Raw genomic sequence first — 17,881 nt, 5'->3', positions numbered from 1 at the left:
TCATGCGCATCCGCGCAGGTTGTCGACGGAATCCGCCGCCTTGTCGTCAAATGGTTAATTTCTCCGCCGAGCTGATGGCTTGCCGCGACAAGATGTCGGAACCGGCACGCGCGCGCACGGTTCGGGGGCTGCCATGTTGCGGGCATGATCCATGCGGCCGTTCCCTGGCGAGTCGTATTTGTTCAGGAGATTTCCGGATGTTCAAAGGCGCTTTGAGCGCGGCAGCCCTCGTTGCGGGCTTGTCGCTTACCCCTACCGCGGCCTTGGCTGCGACCGTTATCGGCGGCGCGACCGCCATCGATATCACCGCGACCAGCACGTTTAATTCGCTCGGCTATAAGGTCGCCACTTATGGTACCGCCAGCGCCTTCAAGATCGGCAATGACCTCGTTGCCGCGTTCCTTATCACCGGCGGTTCGCGCAATGACACGACCGGCGCGACGATCATCAACCATGACGGTTCGGGTCTGAAGTTCTCGCTGGGCGGCAATACGCTCAGCATCGGCAACTTCGAGATCGACACCGCCGCCGGCCTGGTCCGCGGCAGTGCCTCGGCCAATGGTTTCACGCTCGGCGACAACCTCTCGCTGTTCAACCTCGGCGCCGGGTCGGTGCTGACGCTGACCAATGAAGCTGCCGCGGCGTTCCAGACGACGCTGGGCACCCCCGGCCTCGCTGGCGCGACCATCGGCACCGCGACTCCGGTTGCCGTCTTCGGCCCGAGCGGTGTGCCGGAGCCGGCCAGCTGGGGCCTGATGATCGCCGGCGTGGGCTTTGTCGGCGCGTCGCTGCGCCGCCGTGCCCGCAACACGGCGCGCCTTGCCGCCGCCTGAGCGTAACAGCGCACAAGGAAACGGCCGGGAGATCGCTCTCCCGGCCGCTTTCTTTCGGCTGGTCTGCGCGGCTCAGAAGCTCGCCCAGTCGTCTCCGTCGGCCGTGGCCATCGCGGCGACGGGGAGGGGCTTCACCGGCGAGACATAGCCACCGGCGTTGCTGCGAGATGCATGCTGCCTGGGCGGCGGCGGCGTCCGCACCGGTGCAGCCTGCCGGCCGCCTACTTCGAACTGATGCGCGGAATCGCTGAGGCTGGTGACCTCGGCGTTCAGGTTGCGCGCAGCGGCGGAGGTCTGCTCGACCATCGCCGCATTCTGCTGCGTGCTCTGGTCCATCGTCTGCACCGCCGAGGCGATCTGCGAGATGGCGGTGGCCTGGGCCTGGTTGTCGCTTGCCATCGCGCTGACCAGCTGATGGACCTCGGCGGTCGCGCTCGAGATGGTGTCGAGCGCACCTTCGACCTGCTGAACGGTTTGCACCGCCTCGACGATGTCCTTCTGTGTCGCGCTCAGCTGATCGCGGGCGCGGCTGGCTTCCTCTTCCGAGCGCATCGCCAGCTGCGAGACGAGATCCGCGACGACCGCGAAGCCGCGGCCGGCTTCTCCGGCACGGCCGGCTTCCACGGCGGCGTTCATCGCGAGAACGCGGGTCTGGAACGCGATCTTGTCCAGACCCTCGATCACGCTGTCGATGCCCTTGGCGCCTTCGGAGACACGGGTCATCGCCTGCACCGCGGTGTCGGTGATCGCGCGGCCGTCATTGACGGTCTGGATCGCGCCGTTGGTGCGCTGCACGGTGCTGTCGGCGGCACGGGCGGTGGCCTTGAGCCGCTGGTCCATCTGGGTGACCGCCGCGGCGGTCTGCTCCAGGCTGGCCGCATTGGCTTCGGTGCGCTTTGCCAGATCTTCCGAGGCGGTCGCGATCTCGCTCGATCCGGTGCGGATCGTCGTCGCGCTTTCGAGCACCTGCGCGATCAGCGCGCGGAGATTGGCGACGGCGCGGTTGAAGTTGGTCTTTACCGGCTCGAATTCCGGGGCCACCGCAACGTCGATCGTAGCGGTGAGGTTGCCATGCGACAGCGCATCGAGCCGACTGTCAAGCGCCTCGAGCAGGCGGGCCTGCTCGGCATCGGCAGCGGCCTTGGCCTGCTGGGTGGATTGCAGACCGATCGCGTTCTCGCGGAAAACCTCCACGGTGCGCGCCATCGTACCCAGTTCGTCACCGCGATCGGTGCCCGGTACCGCCCGGCGCAGGTCCCCGCCGGCAACCGCCTGCATTGTGGTCTGCAGCGCGTTGAGCGGATCGGTGATGCCGACACGCGAGACCAGATAGCCGGTGACCATCGCCACCACGAGCGAGATGACGTTGATCACTACCAGCGTCCAGACCGTCGACTGACCGGCGTCCTGCAGCGTATGCGACGTTTCCGCCGCGGCCTTCATCCGTTCGTTGTTGAAGCTGATCAGGCGGTGCGAAATCGCCTGCACGTCCGGATCCACCGCGCGCAGCAACGCCAGTGCCGCAGCGTCTTCGTTGCGCAAGCCATGCTGGATGGCGGCCTGTGTCTTGTCCTGCATGCCGTCGAGCTTTGCCCGAACCTCGTCGAGCGCCGGCTTGGCGGACGGATCTTCCTGCTGGATCTGCTCGAGCAGCGCCTTGGCCTGCGTGTAACTGTCCTTTTCCTCGCCCTCGGTCTCGCGCGCCATGGGGCTGTTGCCGTCATAAGCGACCGCGCGATAGCCGGCATAGGCCATCGCCTCGATCAGGCGGTTCAGACGTGCGGTGTGGGTGGTGGCGGGCAGCTTGCCCAGCGTGAGTTCGGAATAATCGCGATTGGCGCGATTGAGGCTGCTGGCGCTGATCGCGCTGACGATCAGCGTCACGACGCTGATCATGGCGATCACCGCCAGGATTTTGACGGGCACGCGCACGCGCGCGAGTAACTGTTTCATCCCTTGAATCCCCAATGCACCGGCGTTGGATGCACCGGTGGCAAGACCATCATTATAGAAACGGCGCGCGCTACCGTGGTGCACCGGTGCCATAAATACGTGCGATATCCTGCCGGCGCCGCGGCGGGCGCGCGCCATGACGGGAGGCCGATCGCGCGGCATCGCCTCTGTCCCGTGTCGCATCGCCTATAATGCTGGGCGGGGCGCCGTGGCGGCGCCGGGGAAGGTGCACGCGTGGTACGACTTGCTTTGGTGATGATCGCCCGGAACGAGGCGCGCGCGATCGCGCGGGCGCTCGACAGCGCGCGTGCGCATGTCGACCGGATGATCGTGCTCGACACCGGCTCGACCGACGAGACGGTGGCGATTGCCGAGCGCTGCGGCGCGACCGTGCATCATTTTGCGTGGTGCGACGATTTTGCTGCCGCCCGCAACGCCGCGCTCGAGCATTCCGATGCCGACTGGAACTTGATGCTCGACGCCGATGAATGGCTTGAGAGCGGATATGAGGCGCTCGCCTCCGCAGCACTGCCACCCGCGCGGCAGAAACCGGCGACGTTCATCGGCTGCGTGGAACTGCGCAACGAGGGCGTGGTCGGCACCGTGGCGCGGCGCTTTCTGCCGCGTATCCTGCCGCGCGGGGTGCGCTATGCGGGACGCATCCACGAGCAGCCGGTCGCATTGCTGCCTGCGGTGCCGTGTGCGCTCCGCATGGGGCATGACGGCTATGCCGAGGCACAGCTTGCTGCGAAACACGGGCGTAACCTCGCGTTGCTGGAGACGGCGCTGGCCGAGGCGCCCGATGATTCGTATCTCTGGTTCCAGCTCGGGCGCGAGCATCTGGTTCGCGGTGCGGCCGAGGCGGCGGTGGCGCCGCTGCAGACCGCCTATCGTCTCACACCGCCCGAGGCGGGCTACCGCCACGCGGTGGTGCTTTCCACGGTACGCGCGCTGAAGGAAGCGGGGCAGTTGCACGAGGCGCTGGCACTGGTCGATGCCGAGCAGTCCGCCTGGCCGTCGTCGCCGGACTTCTATTTCGCGGTTGCCGATCTGTATCTCGCCTGGGCCAGCCAAGCGCCGGAGCTTGCTCTGGACGAGTTGCTCCCGGTGGTGGAGGGGGCGTGGCTGCGCTGCCTGGAAATCGGCGAGCAGCCGTTGCTCGACGGTTCGGTAATCGGCTGCGGCAGCTATCTCGCGGCCGGCAATCTGGCGATGTTCTACGAGCAGCTGGGCATCATGGACGAGGCCGAGCGCTACGCCGCGCTGGAACGTGATCTGCGGACCGCCGCCTGAGACTGACCGTCGCTGGCGTCGTGCCGCATACGCCAGCACTGTCAATCCGATCCGGGGTACCACTATACGCGCTCGGCGCGGGCCGCGCGGCATTGGCATGGACTTGGTCTTCAGATCGAATACCGTATATATTCTAGGAAGGATTTGCTTCCTGCCCCAGTGCCGCTAACGATTGACGGGGAGGTCGCTGGAACCGGCACTGCGAGCGCGCTGCTCGACGGACCGATCGGGGCGGTGGGCTCTCTGTTCGAATGCACGGCCCGGGGGCCGCCCTTGGCGGCAGGCCAATGGCTACCGACCGGCGCCCTCACGGGCGTCCATCCGGCTTGGTCGGGCGCGAAGGTCGAGGCACGGTTCGATACGGCGCAGCGCATAGAATGCCCGATCGGGATCGCCTGATCCCGGGACGGCGGAGTGGGATTGGAGAGTTGATGGCGAGCAAGGGCGAAGCCGCGGTAAGCGGCGCCGTGGAACGGGTGGGGCGGTATCGCTGGGTGATTTGCGGGCTGCTGTTCGCGGCCACCATCATCAATTACATCGATCGCCAGATGATCGGCGTGCTCAAGCCCACGCTGATGGCCGACCTGCACTGGACCGAGCAGGACTTTGCCGGCGTCATCATCTGGTTCCAGTTCGCCTATGCCGTCGGCTACATCCTGTTCGGCAAGATCGTCGACCAGGTCGGCGCGCGCGTCGGCTACACCATTGCCTTCATCGTCTGGCAGGTGGCGCACATCTTCCACGGCGCGGCCCACAACATCACCCAGTTCGCCATCGCCCGCTTCGCGCTGGGCATCGGCGAATCCGGCAACTTCCCCGCGGGCATCAAGGCGGTGACCGAGTGGTTCCCGGCCAAGGAGCGTGCCTTCGCGATCGGCGTGTTCAATGCCGGCGCGAACATCGGCGCGGTGCTCACCCCGCTGGTCATCCCGTACATGGTGATCGCCTGGGGCTGGCGCTCGGCCTTCGTCATCACCGGCGTGGTCAGCTTCGTCTGGCTGATCGCCTGGTGGACGCTGTACCGCAGCCCGCGCGAGCACCCCAAGGTCACCGAGGGGGAACTCGCCTGGATCGAGCAGGACCCCGCCGACAAGGTGCAGAAGCTCGGCTATGGATCGGTCCTCGCCAAGCGCGAGACCTGGGCGTACGCGCTCGGCAAGTTCTTCATCGATCCGGTCTGGTGGTTCTTCCTGTTCTGGCTGCCGGGCTATCTGTTCGAGCGCTACCAGCTCGACCTCAAGACCTTCGGCCTGCCGCTCGCCGCGATCTATCTCGTGTCGGACATGGGCAGCGTCGCCGGCGGCTGGCTGTCCTCGCGGCTGATGCGCGCAGGCTACACCGCCAATGTCGCGCGCAAGCTGACGATGCTGGTCTGCGCCTTCGCGGTGCTGCCGGTGCTGTTCGCGGAATCGCTGAGCAGCGTGTGGATGGCGGTCGCCGTGATCGGCATCGCCACCGCAGCGCACCAGGCCTTCTCGGCCAACCTCTATGCGCTGCCGGCGGACATGTTCCCGCGCGGTGCAGTGGGTTCGGTGATCGGCATCGGCGGCACCGTCGGCGCCGTGGGCGGCATCCTCATGTCCTTCTATGCCGGCGAAGTGCTGGCGCGGATCGGCAGCTACTGGCCGCTCTTCGCGGTGGCCGGCAGCGCCTATTTCGTCGCGCTCGCCTGCGTGCATTTCCTGTCGCCGCGCCTCGCCCGTGTCGACATGGACGCCTGATTTTCCTCTGACCTGTCCGGAGTCTCCGATGGCCAAGCCGCTCAAGCTCGATCCCGACCGGCTGTTGCCGGCCGAGGGGCGCACCCGTGAAATCGCGCGCGAACTCTACCGCGAAGTGGCCGAGCTGCCGATCATCAGCCCGCACGGCCATACCGATGCGGGCTGGTTCTCGACCAACGCCAACTGGTCGAACGCGACCGAGTTGCTGCTCTCGCCCGACCACTACATCTACCGCATGCTCTATTCGCAGGGCGTGTCGCTCGACGCGCTGTGCGTGCCGAGCAAGGCGGGCATGCCCGGCACCGATCCCCGTGCGGCATGGCGCACCTTTGCCGAGCATCTCTACCTGTTCCGCGGCACGCCGTCCGCCATGTGGCTGGGCCATGTGTTCGGCGAGGTGTTCGGCTTCGATGTCGCGCTCGATGGCGAGACGGCCGATTTCTACTACGACACGATCAACGCCAAGTTGGCGAGCGACGATTTCCGGCCGCGCGCGCTGTTCGATCGCTTCAACATCGAGTTCCTCGCCACCACCGAGGGCCCGCAGGACGATTTGTCGACGCACCACGCCGTGCAGGCGTCGGGCTGGCCGGGCCGCGTCGTCACCACCTATCGCCCCGACGCGGTGATCGACGTCGAGCATGAGCAGTTCCACGGCGCGCTCAAGGTGTTTGCCGAGAAGACCGGCGAGGACGTGTACAACTGGGACGGCTATCTCGCCGCGCACCGCAAACGCCGCGCCGACTTCCGCGCCGCCGGCGCCACCGCGACCGACCATGGCCACCCGACGGCGCGCACCGTGAACCTCAGCAAGACCGAGGCCGCTGCGCTGTTCGCCAAGATCCTCGGCAGCGACTGGACACCGGCCGATGCCGAGCTGTTCCGCGCGCAGATGCTCACCGAAATGGCGGCGATGAGCGTCGAGGACGGGATGGTGATGCAGATCCACCCGGGCAGCTTCCGCAATCATAATCGCGGCCTGTTCGCCAGCCATGGGCGCGATAAGGGCGCTGACATCCCGATGGCGACCGACTATGTCCATGGGCTAAAGCCGCTGCTCGATCGCTTCGGCACCTCGACCGATCTGTCGATCATCCTCTTCACGCTCGACGAGACGGTCTATTCGCGCGAGCTGGCGCCGCTGGCCGGCCATTATCCGTGCCTCAAGCTGGGCCCGGCCTGGTGGTTCCATGACAGCCCCGAAGGCATGCGCCGCTTCCGCGAGCAGGTGACCGAGACGGCGGGCTTCTACAACACCGTCGGCTTCAACGACGATACCCGCGCCTTCCTTTCGATCCCGGCGCGCCACGACGTCGCGCGGCGGATCGACTGCGGCTTCCTGGCGCAGCTGGTCGCCGAGGGGCGGCTGCTCGACTGGGAGGCGGCGGAACTCGCGTTCGAGCTGACCAACGGCTTGGTGCGCAAGGCGTACAGGCTGGATACGTCCGCATAAGCAACTGATCTGACACGCGTCGACCGGAAGCGCGATCGGCGCGAAAAAAAACGCGGGCACCGCCAGGACGGGCGTGGTAACCGGTGTCAATCGACGACATAAGGGACGAGAACGATGAAGATCGCGCTGATCACCGAGAACAGCCAGGCTGCCAAGAACGGCATCATTCACCAGGCGCTCACCAACGTCGCCGAGCCGCTGGGCCATCAGGTGTTCAATTATGGCATGTACGCGGCCGAAGACACCGCCGCGCTCACCTATGTGATGAACGGCCTGCTCGCGGGCATCCTGCTCAATGCCGGGGCGGTCGATTTCGTCGTGACCGGCTGCGGTACCGGCATGGGTTCGATGCTTGCCTGCAATGCGATGCCGGGCGTGTTCTGCGGGCTGGTGATGGATCCGACCGATGCCTTTCTGTTTGGCCAGATCAACGATGGCAACGCCATCTCGATGCCCTATGCCAAGGGCTTTGGCTGGGCGGCGGAACTCAATCTGGAGGATGTATATCGCAAGCTGTTCGAGGGCGAGCGGGGGCTCGGCTACCCCAAGGAGCGGGCCGAGATCATGCGCAAAAACCGCGGCATCCTGTCGGATCTCAAGCGCGTGACCTGCAACGACATGCTCACGGTGCTGAAAAATGTCGATCAGGACCTTTTGCGCGCGGCGATCGCCGGCGAAAGGTTCGCCGACTATTTCTACGCAAATGCGCAGGACGCGGCGATCAGCGACTATCTGCGCAGCCTCTCGTAACCGCCGATATCCCTCGCCTCCTCCGTCGCTTGCCGAGGTGCTGGGGTGGGGGGACGAAGTGCGGCTACACAGGTTGAGGCCCTTTCTAGACTCCTCCCGCAAGCGAGGGGGGACGAGGGGAAGGGAAAGGGGACTCCAGCATGACCAATCCGTTCGATCTCACCGGCCAGGTGGCCGTCATCACCGGCGCGAACACCGGCATCGGCCAGGGCATCGCGCTGGCGCTCGCGGCTGCGGGTGCGGACATCGCCGCGGTCGGCCGCACGCCCGCCGAGGAAACCGTGCGCAAGGCCCGCGCCCTCGGTCGCCGCGCCGAGATCATCGCCGCCGACCTGTCCACGATCGAGCCTGTGGGCAGGGTTGTGGACGAAGCTGTGGGTAAGCTGGGGAAAATCGACATTTTGGTGAACAATGCCGGGATCATCCGCCGCGCCGACAGCCTTGATTTCACGGAAGAAGATTGGGACGCGGTGGTCGATACCAACCTGAAGTCGGTTTTCTTTCTCTGTCAGGCTGCCGGCCGGTTCATGGTCCGCCGCTTCGGCGAGACGGGGGAGCGCGGACGGATCATCAACATTGCCTCGATGCTCAGCTTCCAGGGCGGAATCCGCGTGCCGAGCTACACCGCATCCAAATCGGGCATCGCGGGGCTCACAAAGTTGCTGGCGAACGAGTGGGCGGGGAAGGGCGTGAACGTCAACGCGATCGCGCCGGGCTATATCGCCACCAACAACACCTCGTCGCTGCAGGCCGACGAGACCCGCAACCGCCAGATCCTCGAGCGCATCCCGGCGGGGCGCTGGGGCGATCCGGAAGATCTGGGCGGCGCTGCGGTCTTCCTTGCATCGCGTGCCTCGGACTATGTGCAAGGGCATGTTCTCGCCGTTGACGGAGGCTGGCTGGCACGATGACGTTCGCATTTTTCGGGGAAATGATGCTGCGGCTCTCGCCGCCGGGCCGCGAACTGCTGTTGCAGACGCCCAAGCTCGACGTTGCCATCGCGGGGGCGGAGGCGAATGTCGCGACCGGCCTGGCCTGCCTGGGCCATGCCGTGCGGATGATCAGCGCGGTGGCGGACAATCCGCTGGGCGCTGCGGCAGTCGGTGAATTGCGGCGGCGGGGGGTGGATGCCCGCCATGTCGTCGCCGAGACCGGGCGGATGGGGCTGTATTTCCTTACCCCCGGCGCGGGACTGCGGGCGTCGGAAATCGTCTATGACCGGGCCAACTCGGTGTTCGCCAAGCGCGCTGCCGACAGCTGGGACTGGGACGCGCTGCTCGACGGCGTCACCCGGTTGCACCTCTCCGGGATAACACCCGCGCTGGGGCCAAACACCGCCGAAGCCGCCATCGCCGCAGCCGAGGCGGCTAGCGCGCGCGGCATCGCCGTGTCGTTCGACGGCAATTACCGCGCCAAGCTGTGGGAGGCCTGGGACAGCGATCCCCGCGGCGTTCTCACCCAGCTGATCCGTCACTCGGACGTGCTGTTCGGCAACCACCGCGACATCTCGCTGCTGCTCGGCGAGCATTTCCCGGGCGACGGCGCCGATCGCCGCCGCGAGGCGGCGGAGGCGGCGTTCGCGACGTTCCCCAAGCTACGACTGATCGCCTCGACCGCACGGCACGTCGATGACGTCGACTGCCACCGTATCGCCGCGCGCGTCGATACGCGTGACGGCGGGCACCAGACCGACGAACTGCGCGTCAGCGGCATCGTCGACCGGATCGGCGGCGGCGACGCCTTCGCGGCCGGCGTGCTCCACGGACTGCTGGAGGGCGGCGACGCCCGCGCCATGGCCGAGACGGGACTTGCACTGACCGCGCTCAAGCACTCGCTACCGGGCGACGCGAGCCTATTCACCCGCTCCGACCTTGCCGCCTTTGCCGAGGGCGGACTGGACGTTCGGCGATAAACGGACGGCGCGCGACGTCTGCGGGTGGTTTCGCGCCTGCACGACGCAGCGCGCAGCGCCCGCTTCCTGCGTCGATCCGGGCAGGTGGCGGTGCCTGTCCACCGGCGTGCCGGGTGCCGTTCTTCTATCGCAATCGTTGCCGCCGCCGTATAGCATGGGGCCATGGAGAAGACGGGCAAGCCCACCATCAACGACGTCGCCCGTATCGCCGGCGTTTCGAAGAAAACCGTCAGCCGGGTCATCAATCGCTCGCCGTTATTGAACCAGGACACCCGGGCCAAGGTGGAGGCGGTGATCGCCGATCTCGGCTATATCCCCAATGTCCAGGCGCGCGCACTGGCGTTGCGGCACAATTTCCTGCTCGGCCTGATCCACGACAATCCGAACGCGCAGATGGTGATGAACGTCCAGGCGGGTATCCTGGAGGCCATCCGTGACACCGAGTTCGAGCTGATCGTCCGCCCGATCGACCGCGGTTCGTCGACCATGCTGGCGGACGTGCGCGCCTTTCTCGAGCGGCAGCGGCTGTACGGCGTGCTGATCCTGCCCCCGGTTTCTGAGAACGACATGCTGGCCGAGCTCTGCCAGAGCCTCGGCACCCGCTATGTCCGCATGGGATCGACGACGCTAGACACGTCCGAGCACATGGTGGCCTCGAACGATTGCGAGGTCGTGATCGAGGCGGTGCAGCATCTGGTCACGCTCGGTCACCGGCGGATCGGGCTGATCGCGGGGCCGCATGGGTTCCGCTCGGCGCGTGAACGGCGCAAGGGCTTCGAGCAGGCGCTGAACGACGCGGGCATCAAGCTGCCGCGCAGCCTGATCGCCGAGGGGACCTACACGTTCGAGAGCGGGCTGGCCGCCGCCGACCGTCTGCTTGATCTTTCCCCGCGACCCACTGCAATCTTTTCGTGCAACGACGAGATGGCCGCAGCGACGCTCCATGCCGCGCGGCGGCGAGGGATGAGCGTTCCGGAAGATCTGTCGATCATCGGCTTCGACGACACCGCGATCGCCGCACATATGTGGCCGCCGCTGACCACGGTGCACTGGCCGATCGTTTCGATGGGGCGATCGGCTGCGCTGAAACTGCTGGCGGACTTTTTTGGCGACGAGCATGGGGTGGAGGAGCCGTCGCTCTTCCCCTCGACGCTAATCCATCGCGCGTCGGTGGCGCCGCCGCGGTGCGGCAGCGAATAGCCGAAGCGCACGTTTTCGCATGCACTGAAGCCAGCCGTCCGTGCCGGCAAGGCAGGGCGCAGCACGTCTCGCGCTGTCAGCATTGTTCCGGACAGCGGCCCGGGGGGGGGCGCTTTGATGGCGGCTCCCGCTATCGAACAAATAGCACCACAATGAAGCGAAAAGCTTGGCGCCTCGATGGATATCCCGGGGTCCGTCCGCGAGTCGCGACATGGCGTATGGTCGCGCCTTTCTGCGTGCCCAGCGCGACGCTACCGATCTCGAAATCGCCGAGAAGCGCCCGAATGACGTCGTTTCCCAAGGTATGGGAATGGCCGAAGAGCAAAGTCAATGTGGACATGTGTGGCAATCAACGACTGTAGAAACGTCGAATATTGATCTGCAATCATTCATATTGAAGGAAGATAGATTTGCCCGGCACGGGCGCGTCAGCATATCAATCGCGAAACAAAACAATGGGTGCGCGACATGACTGAGGTGCACAACAAGGGAGAGAGAAGGATGGCACAGATCAACATCGTGATGGTGTTCGATGCGCAAGCAATTCTGAGCGCTGGCTCGCCTAGCAGCAGCCCAACCCAACCAACCGGCTTGGCGCATCCACCTTCGCCGCCATATTTTGCCTATATGATCACGGAGCAGCAGTATCTTGCGCCTCCGGTCCAGAACGCAGGTAACGCAACGCCCAACCTCATCATCAACGCGACGGTGGGCGATACGGTGAACTGGTACGCTGTCACCCTCTCCGGGGACCAGCCGACCTACTGCATCCCCTACAATATCGTGCAGTTTTCCGGCAACACCGTGATGACGACGCCGGTCGGCCTTACCGCGCAACCGACGGAGCCGGTGCCGCCGCCGCAGCAGAGCACGACCAACCCGACATGGACGCCGACGCAGCAATATCAGTATTTCATGACATCCAACGTGCTGGCACCAGGCACGGAAGGATATCAGGTCTGGTTCCAGGTCGTCCAGATGGGGACCAACGGCAGTCTCTCGACGCTGGGCTATTATTTCTGGGACCCGACGGTTCAGGTCCTCGGCTAACGGAAGAACGAAGGGCGGCCGAAGTCACGGCCGCCCTCATGGTCCGCGTCAGAAGCTGCCGCGCAGGCCGACCAGGAACTGACGTCCGGGCTTGTACTGGGTGAACGTCGCGTTCGGGAACTGGAAGTAGGAACGCAGCGTCGCGTTGGTGAAGTTGGACACGTTGATCGTCAGCTGGGGTGCCTTCTTCACGCCGAAGATCTTGTCGAGATCGAAGGCCGAGGAAAAATCCCAGGTGGTGTAGTCCGCGTTGAACAGCGCTGCCGCCGGGATGCCGTTCTGCGTATTGCCGCTGCTCTGCGACCCCTCGCGCGAGGTGGTCGAGACCCGCAGCATCACACCGTTCCGCTCATAATAGCCGGTGATGTTGTAGGTGAACGGTGCCACGCCGAATGCCTGGGCGGGGCCGTCGCTGGTCTGGTCGACGATCGTGGCGTTGGCGTTGAAGCCGAAGCCGCGGAAGCCGAGCTTCTCGGTGAGGAAGTCGAGCGGCTGGACCCACTGGAATTCCAGGCCGTTGATCTTCAGCTTGTTCGGCACGTTGACCTGGCTGGTGACCAGCACCGTCGCCTGGGTGGGCCCGCCGCGCGAGTTGAGCGCGATCTGCTGGGTCGGGTTCAGCGTGTCGTAGGTGATGCCATATTGCGCCAGTGCGGAGAACGGCACCGTCGTGTTCGCGTTGTTGGTGAAGCCCTGGATGGACTTGCGAAACGCGTTGAAGCTGACCACGCCATCGCGACCAGTATAATATTCGAAGCCCAGATCGATGTTGGTGGAGAGATAGGGCTGCAGCGCCGGGTTGCCGATCGTCGCCTGGTCGGCCGAGGGCGCGCCGAAGCTCACGCCCGGCAGCTGGGCCGAGGGATCGGGACGGGTCATCGTCTTCGAGGCGGCTAGGCGCACGACGGCGTGCGAGCTTACGTCATAGGCGACCGTCGCCGCCGGCAGCCACTTGGTGTAGTTGTTGCGGGTCGAGACGATGGTGACGAGGTTCGGATAGCGGCTGCCGTCCGCGATCTGGGTGCCCGCCGCCGTGCTGTTGCGCGGATCAGCGACCGAAACGCGGCCTTGGATCGTCTGGATCGTGTTGACGTAGCGTACGCCGAGATTGAAGCGCAGCATGTTGCCGCCGACTTCCTGCTCGCCATTCAGCGTGGCGAAGGCCGACTTGACGACTTCGCGGATCAGGCCGCCGCTGGCACCGGTGTTCGAACCGCCGCTTTCGGGCGTATTGTCGTGGAAATATTCATAGTTGCTGGCCTTGCGGAAGGCATCCCAGTCGACCGTCACGAAGCCGGCGGGGCCGGGCTTGAGATAGGTCGGGAAGGCGGCGTTCGGAATCAGCGAGCCGGCATAGGTAACCGGACCGCTCTGGCCGGCGGTATAGCCGGTGCCATAGCCCGGGTAGGTCGGGTAGCCGGCCGGCGCCGCGCCCGGTGCGTTTAGGCCCTCGCACGGCGGCTGGCCGTTCGGGCTCGGCAGGTTGACGCTGGGGTTGTTGCCGCACACCGCGTTCTGCCAGGCTTGGCTGTTGTCATAGCCGCGGATCCGCCGCGACGTGTCGTCATAGGCGCCGCCGACCTTCAGGCTCAGCGCGCGATCGCCCCAGGTCAGGTCGCCGCGGACGCCCTTGTTCTTGTTGAGCCGGCGCTCGTCCTGCATGTTGACGCGCGCGCCGGTGTACCAGCCGAAATTGGCCGGGTTGTTGAGGTCGATGCTGCTCTTGATGTCCGGGATGCCACCATTGTTGGTGTAGGTGACGGTGCCGCCTTGGCCTAGCGGCGTCATACCGCCGACGGTGGGGCTCTCGCGATGGAAGGTCGAGCGGGCATAATTGCCCTGCAGCGTGGCCTTCAGCTTGTCGTTGATTTCCCATTCGGCGCCCGGATTGACGCTCCACAGCTCGGTGGTCTCGTAATATGGACGGAATTCGTCGAAGAACTGGGTGTTGGCGAAGGTGCCGCTGGTGACGGTGCAGCCCGCGCTGCAGTCCGATTTGTCGAACTTGAGATTGGTCGGGATGGAGGCGCCGTTGCGGCCCACCCAGGCCATGTCTTCGCGGATCAGTTCGTTGTGCTTATAGCCGTACAGGCCGTCGATGTAGAAATGCAGCGTGTCCGACGGCCGATATTCGGCGCTGAGGATCGCGTTGATGCGATCGCGCGGGCCGCGAATGTCGGAGATACGGCCGAGGCGCGGGATCAGGCCATTGTCGATCTGCTGGATCGTGGCGCCGGGGTTGTTGGCGAGCAGGAAGTTCTTGTCGATCACGGTACCCGCGACCAGGCCCGCACCGGCGCCCGCCGGCACGACCGCCGGGATCGTCCAGTTGCCGCCGCCCGTGGTATTGCAGCCCGAGGTCGCGCCGCACTGCGCGGCGGTGAGCGCCGGGTTGGTATAGCCGATCGTTTCGAAGCCCTTGGTCCGGGTGAACAATCGCTGCGCCGAGACGCCGGCGAGAATGCCTATCGTGTCGTTGTGCCAGCTGCCGATCAGCGAGCCGCGGCCGCCGATCTGCTTGGCCGGCTCCTGGTTCGAGCCCTGGATGTTGTAAGCGAGGAACGAGTCCGCGCGGTCGAACGGACGGGCCGAGCGCAGATCGACATTGCCCGCCGCGCCGCCTTCCAGCAGGTCGGCGGTGTAGCTCTTGTTCACGGTCAGCTTGGTGAACAGGTCGGTCGGGAAGAAGCTGAGGTCGACCGATCGATCGGTGCCCTGCGCGTCGGTGCCGCCCGAGGAAGCGACCGCGATCGGTGCGCCGTTCAGGGTGACGTTGGTGAAGTTCGAGCCGAGGCCACGGATCGCGACGTTGACGCCTTCGCCGGTAACGTCGCGGGTAATGGTGATGCCGGGAATGCGGTTAAATGATTCCGCGATGTTGGTGTCCGGGAACTTGCCGATGTCCTCGGCAAAGATCGAGTCGGTGAAGCCGGTGGCGTCGCGCTTGGCGTTGACGGCCTTCGCGAGCGACGAGCGATAGCCGGTGACGACGATTTCCTGCTCATTGCCCTGCGGGATCGGCGCTTCGCCCGATTGCGGTGAGACGGATGGAGCGTCGGACGCGGTCTCACCCGCGGGAGGCGTGCTCTGTGCCCAGGCGGTGGAGGAGCAGGCGGCGCTGAGGATCGTTGCGCACAGCAGCGCGGCGCGAGCAGGGCGGAAGCTGCGGGAAATAGTGGTCATGTTCAGGTCCCCTCGAAGCGGTCCGGCGCGCGGCCGGACCTTTCCTTCAACGTGTCGATCGTTTGCGGACGAGCTGCTCCGATCGCGGACGCACGCATGGCCGCGGGGGAAGTTCGTTCGCGCTGTAATTCAGAGGTGCCGGGTCAGGGTGGATTGGCGCTGCCTGCAACGCACGCGCTTGCGATCCATTCGCCTGGCATCAAATGCGTTGATCGGCTCATCCATCCTCTTCCCGGGCCGCGTCGGCTTAAGCTGCCAACGTCATGTTAGCGTTATCTTCCACGCTTTGGTCTGGCCGTCAATGCTCCGCTGGTCAGGCCATGCGGTTTGACGCCATGCGAGGATTTGCAGCAACACCTCTCATGCCGCAGGAGAATTGTGTCGTGTGCGATGGCGTGCCAGACCATTGCTACGCTTGAGAGGGACGATAACATGCACGCACTTCGCCTCGGGCTTCTGCTCGCCACCGCCGCCATTCTGCCTGCCGCCGCGCAGACGCAGAAGGCGGACCTGATGACGCCGCCCACAGGCGCGCGGCATTTCACCATCACCTCGACCGCGGGCAAGCACGGCGATATCTGGTCGTGGACCATGCCCGACGGGCGGATCGCCTATCGCATGTCGATGTCGCTGCGTGGCTGGATCACCGAAACCGACGAGGTGGTGAAGCTCGGCCCCGACCAGCGGCCGATCGACCTTGCCGTACGCGGCTTCACCGACAGTGGCGACGCAACCGAGATCTTTTCCGTCGATGCCGCCGGCGTCGCGCACTGGAAGACCGCGGTCGATTCGGGCGAGAAGCCGTTCGGAAAAGCGCGCTACAGCAGCTATGGCGGCCCCTGGCTGGCCTTCGAGAACGACGTCAACGCACTGGTCGCGGCCGGTTCGGCGGGGATCGACCTGCTGCCCAGCGGCCATGCCAGTATCAGCATCGGCAAGGCGGTGGAGATCGACGGGCCGAGCGGCAAGAAAACGGTGAAGCTTGCCTATGTCACCGGCACCGGCTTTTCGCCGTCGCCGGTGTGGCTCGATGCGCAGAACCGTTTCTTCGGCATGGCGGGCGGCATGTCGCTGCTGCCCGAGGGCTATGCCGAGGCAGGGCCGAAGCTCAAGGAAGTGCAGGACAAGGCCGCGGCGGAAATGGTGCGCGGGGTGGCGCACCGCTTCCTCGTGCCCGCGAACCGCACGCCGACGCTCGTCGACCATGTGCTGCTGTTCGACTCGGTTGCCGGCAAATACGTGCCCGACCAGGCCGTGCTGATCGCCGACGGCAAGGTCGCCAAGGTCGGCCCGGCAGGCAGCATCGCGGCGCCGGCGGGCGCAACGGTGCTCGACGGCAAGGGCCGCACGCTGCTGCCCGGCCTGTGGGACTCGCACCAGCATGTCGGCGACGACTGGAACCTGCTCCAGAATGTCGCCACCGGCATGACCAATTATCGCAGCCCCGGCTCGTCGATCGAGGATGCGCAGAGCATCTTCAAGCGCCGCGCGGCGGGCGACCTGCTCGCCCCCGACGGCAAGGTCTCAGTGATCATCGACAAGAAGGATCCGCTGGCGGCGCAGGGCGCGCTGACCGTCTCCTCGGCAGCGGAAGCGGTCGCGGCGGTCGACAAGATCAAGGCGGCCGGCATGTGGGGGGTGAAATTCTACACCTCGATGGACCCGGCCTGGATCGCCCCCGCGGCGGCCGAGGCGCACAAGCTGGGGCTGCACGTCCATGGCCATGTGCCTGCGCATATGCGCCCGCTCGATGCGGTGCGCGCGGGCTATGACGAGGTCACCCATATCAACTTCATCCTGATGCAGGCGATGCCGCAGGACGTGGTCGACAAGGCCAACACCGCTGCGCGGCTGGAGGGGCCGGCGCAGTATGGCAAGGACCTGAACCTCGACTCCCCCGAACTGCGCGCCTTTTATGCCGAACTCGCCAAGCGCAAGACGATCATCGACCCGACGCTGACCGTGTGGGAGCCGCTGCTGACCTCGGACGGCAGCACGGTGCCCCCCGAATATGCGGCCTTTGTCAATGTCGCACCGCCCGCGGTCGCGCGCGGCTGGAAGATCGGCGGCTATCCGCTGTTCGCCGGGCTGACCCGCGCCGATTTCCGCAAGAGCTTCGGCAAGATGGTCGAAGTGGTCGGACGTCTGCACCAGGCGGGGGTGCCGATTGTCGCGGGCACCGACGGCTATGGCCTGGAACTGGTCCGCGAGCTGGAGCTCTACCAGCAGGCCGGCCTGACCAATGTCGAGGCGCTGCAGACCGCGACGATCGTCCCGGCGCGGATGGTAGGCATGGACGACCGGGTGGGTGCGATTGCGCCGGGCAAGACGGCAGACATCATCCTCGTCCAAGGCGATGTCTCCAAAGACATCGGCAACCTGCGCCACGTCCAGACTGTGTTCCTCGACGGCTATCGCCTCGACGGCGATGCGCTACGCAAGGCGAGCGGGCTGACGGGCATGCCCAAGTAACATTTCGTTACGGCACCATCGCGCGATCGATGCGTTGGTCGTGGGATGGTGCCATCCTCCA

Annotated in this window: 13 protein-coding genes; 11 read left to right on the top strand and 2 right to left on the bottom strand. The window is 65.7% G+C overall.

Features of this window, described 5'->3' with window-relative positions; translation table 11 throughout:
* The first annotated feature begins 263 nt into the window (after nucleotides 1–263).
* Nucleotides 264–833 carry a PEPxxWA-CTERM sorting domain-containing protein gene (locus RT655_RS04740; protein ID WP_313535246.1) on the top strand — a complete coding sequence of 190 codons (570 nt, stop codon included), beginning with the start codon at nucleotides 264–266 and terminating at the stop codon, nucleotides 831–833.
* A 72-nt stretch (nucleotides 834–905) separates the two neighbouring features.
* Here RT655_RS04740 and RT655_RS04735 read toward each other — a convergent pair whose 3' ends face one another.
* Entirely contained in the window at nucleotides 906–2,786 is a 1,881-nt protein-coding gene (locus tag RT655_RS04735; RefSeq protein ID WP_313535245.1) for a methyl-accepting chemotaxis protein, read from the bottom strand.
* A gap of 234 nt (nucleotides 2,787–3,020) precedes the next feature.
* Between RT655_RS04735 and RT655_RS04730 the strand changes: the two genes are divergently transcribed.
* From RT655_RS04730 to RT655_RS04690, 9 genes are all read left to right on the top strand, one after another.
* Nucleotides 3,021–4,079 (top strand): glycosyltransferase, encoded by a 1,059-nt coding sequence (locus tag RT655_RS04730; RefSeq protein WP_313535243.1) that lies wholly within the window; start codon nucleotides 3,021–3,023, stop codon nucleotides 4,077–4,079.
* A 431-nt stretch (nucleotides 4,080–4,510) separates the two neighbouring features.
* Nucleotides 4,511–5,800, top strand: coding sequence for an MFS transporter (locus RT655_RS04725; RefSeq protein WP_313535241.1), 1,290 nt, complete (start codon nucleotides 4,511–4,513; stop codon nucleotides 5,798–5,800).
* A gap of 28 nt (nucleotides 5,801–5,828) precedes the next feature.
* Entirely contained in the window at nucleotides 5,829–7,253 is a 1,425-nt protein-coding gene (gene uxaC, locus RT655_RS04720) for a glucuronate isomerase (RefSeq protein WP_313535240.1), read from the top strand.
* Nucleotides 7,254–7,367: 114 nt separating this feature from the next.
* On the top strand, nucleotides 7,368–8,003 hold the full coding sequence (locus tag RT655_RS04715) for an RpiB/LacA/LacB family sugar-phosphate isomerase (RefSeq protein ID WP_313535239.1): 636 nt from the start codon (nucleotides 7,368–7,370) through the stop codon (nucleotides 8,001–8,003).
* 140 nt (nucleotides 8,004–8,143) lie between these two features.
* A complete protein-coding gene (gene kduD, locus RT655_RS04710) occupies nucleotides 8,144–8,914 on the top strand; it encodes a 2-dehydro-3-deoxy-D-gluconate 5-dehydrogenase KduD (protein ID WP_313535237.1) in 771 nt (256 codons plus the stop codon).
* Entirely contained in the window at nucleotides 8,911–9,915 is a 1,005-nt protein-coding gene (locus RT655_RS04705) for a sugar kinase (RefSeq protein WP_313535236.1), read from the top strand. Before kduD ends, RT655_RS04705 begins: the two co-directional genes overlap by 4 nt.
* Nucleotides 9,916–10,077: 162 nt before the next feature.
* Complete coding sequence (locus RT655_RS04700) at nucleotides 10,078–11,115, top strand: LacI family DNA-binding transcriptional regulator (RefSeq protein ID WP_313535235.1); 1,038 nt, start codon at nucleotides 10,078–10,080, stop codon at nucleotides 11,113–11,115.
* A 211-nt stretch (nucleotides 11,116–11,326) separates the two neighbouring features.
* Nucleotides 11,327–11,587, top strand: coding sequence for a hypothetical protein (locus tag RT655_RS04695; protein WP_313535234.1), 261 nt, complete (start codon nucleotides 11,327–11,329; stop codon nucleotides 11,585–11,587).
* A gap of 29 nt (nucleotides 11,588–11,616) precedes the next feature.
* Nucleotides 11,617–12,165, top strand: coding sequence for an AidA/PixA family protein (locus RT655_RS04690; protein ID WP_313535233.1), 549 nt, complete (start codon nucleotides 11,617–11,619; stop codon nucleotides 12,163–12,165).
* Nucleotides 12,166–12,213: 48 nt separating this feature from the next.
* Here RT655_RS04690 and RT655_RS04685 read toward each other — a convergent pair whose 3' ends face one another.
* Nucleotides 12,214–15,348 (bottom strand): TonB-dependent receptor, encoded by a 3,135-nt coding sequence (locus RT655_RS04685; protein WP_313535231.1) that lies wholly within the window; start codon nucleotides 15,346–15,348, stop codon nucleotides 12,214–12,216.
* Nucleotides 15,349–15,780: 432 nt separating this feature from the next.
* On the opposite strand from RT655_RS04685, the gene RT655_RS04680 reads away from it, so the two are divergent.
* On the top strand, nucleotides 15,781–17,820 hold the full coding sequence (locus RT655_RS04680; protein WP_313535230.1) for an amidohydrolase family protein: 2,040 nt from the start codon (nucleotides 15,781–15,783) through the stop codon (nucleotides 17,818–17,820).
* The last annotated feature ends 61 nt before the right edge of the window (nucleotides 17,821–17,881 follow it).

It is taken from the genome of Sphingomonas sp. (assembly GCF_032114135.1).
GTDB lineage: Bacteria > Pseudomonadota > Alphaproteobacteria > Sphingomonadales > Sphingomonadaceae > Sphingomonas.
The sequence above is the reverse complement of the archived record's forward strand: the minus strand, read 5'-3'. Positions and strand labels throughout refer to the sequence as shown.

Excerpts from the sequence above, each read along its gene's own strand:
- RT655_RS04735 (WP_313535245.1), bottom strand. The coding sequence starts at position 2,786 with ATGAAACAGTTACTCGCGCGCGTGCGCGTGCCCGTCAAAATCCTGGCG.
- RT655_RS04725 (WP_313535241.1), top strand. The coding sequence starts at position 4,511 with ATGGCGAGCAAGGGCGAAGCCGCGGTAAGCGGCGCCGTGGAACGGGTG.
- uxaC (WP_313535240.1), top strand. The coding sequence starts at position 5,829 with ATGGCCAAGCCGCTCAAGCTCGATCCCGACCGGCTGTTGCCGGCCGAG.
- RT655_RS04715 (WP_313535239.1), top strand. The coding sequence starts at position 7,368 with ATGAAGATCGCGCTGATCACCGAGAACAGCCAGGCTGCCAAGAACGGC.
- kduD (WP_313535237.1), top strand. The coding sequence starts at position 8,144 with ATGACCAATCCGTTCGATCTCACCGGCCAGGTGGCCGTCATCACCGGC.
- RT655_RS04705 (WP_313535236.1), top strand. The coding sequence starts at position 8,911 with ATGACGTTCGCATTTTTCGGGGAAATGATGCTGCGGCTCTCGCCGCCG.
- RT655_RS04700 (WP_313535235.1), top strand. The coding sequence starts at position 10,078 with ATGGAGAAGACGGGCAAGCCCACCATCAACGACGTCGCCCGTATCGCC.
- RT655_RS04695 (WP_313535234.1), top strand. The coding sequence starts at position 11,327 with ATGGCGTATGGTCGCGCCTTTCTGCGTGCCCAGCGCGACGCTACCGAT.
- RT655_RS04690 (WP_313535233.1), top strand. The coding sequence starts at position 11,617 with ATGGCACAGATCAACATCGTGATGGTGTTCGATGCGCAAGCAATTCTG.
- RT655_RS04685 (WP_313535231.1), bottom strand. The coding sequence starts at position 15,348 with ATGACCACTATTTCCCGCAGCTTCCGCCCTGCTCGCGCCGCGCTGCTG.
- RT655_RS04680 (WP_313535230.1), top strand. The coding sequence starts at position 15,781 with ATGCACGCACTTCGCCTCGGGCTTCTGCTCGCCACCGCCGCCATTCTG.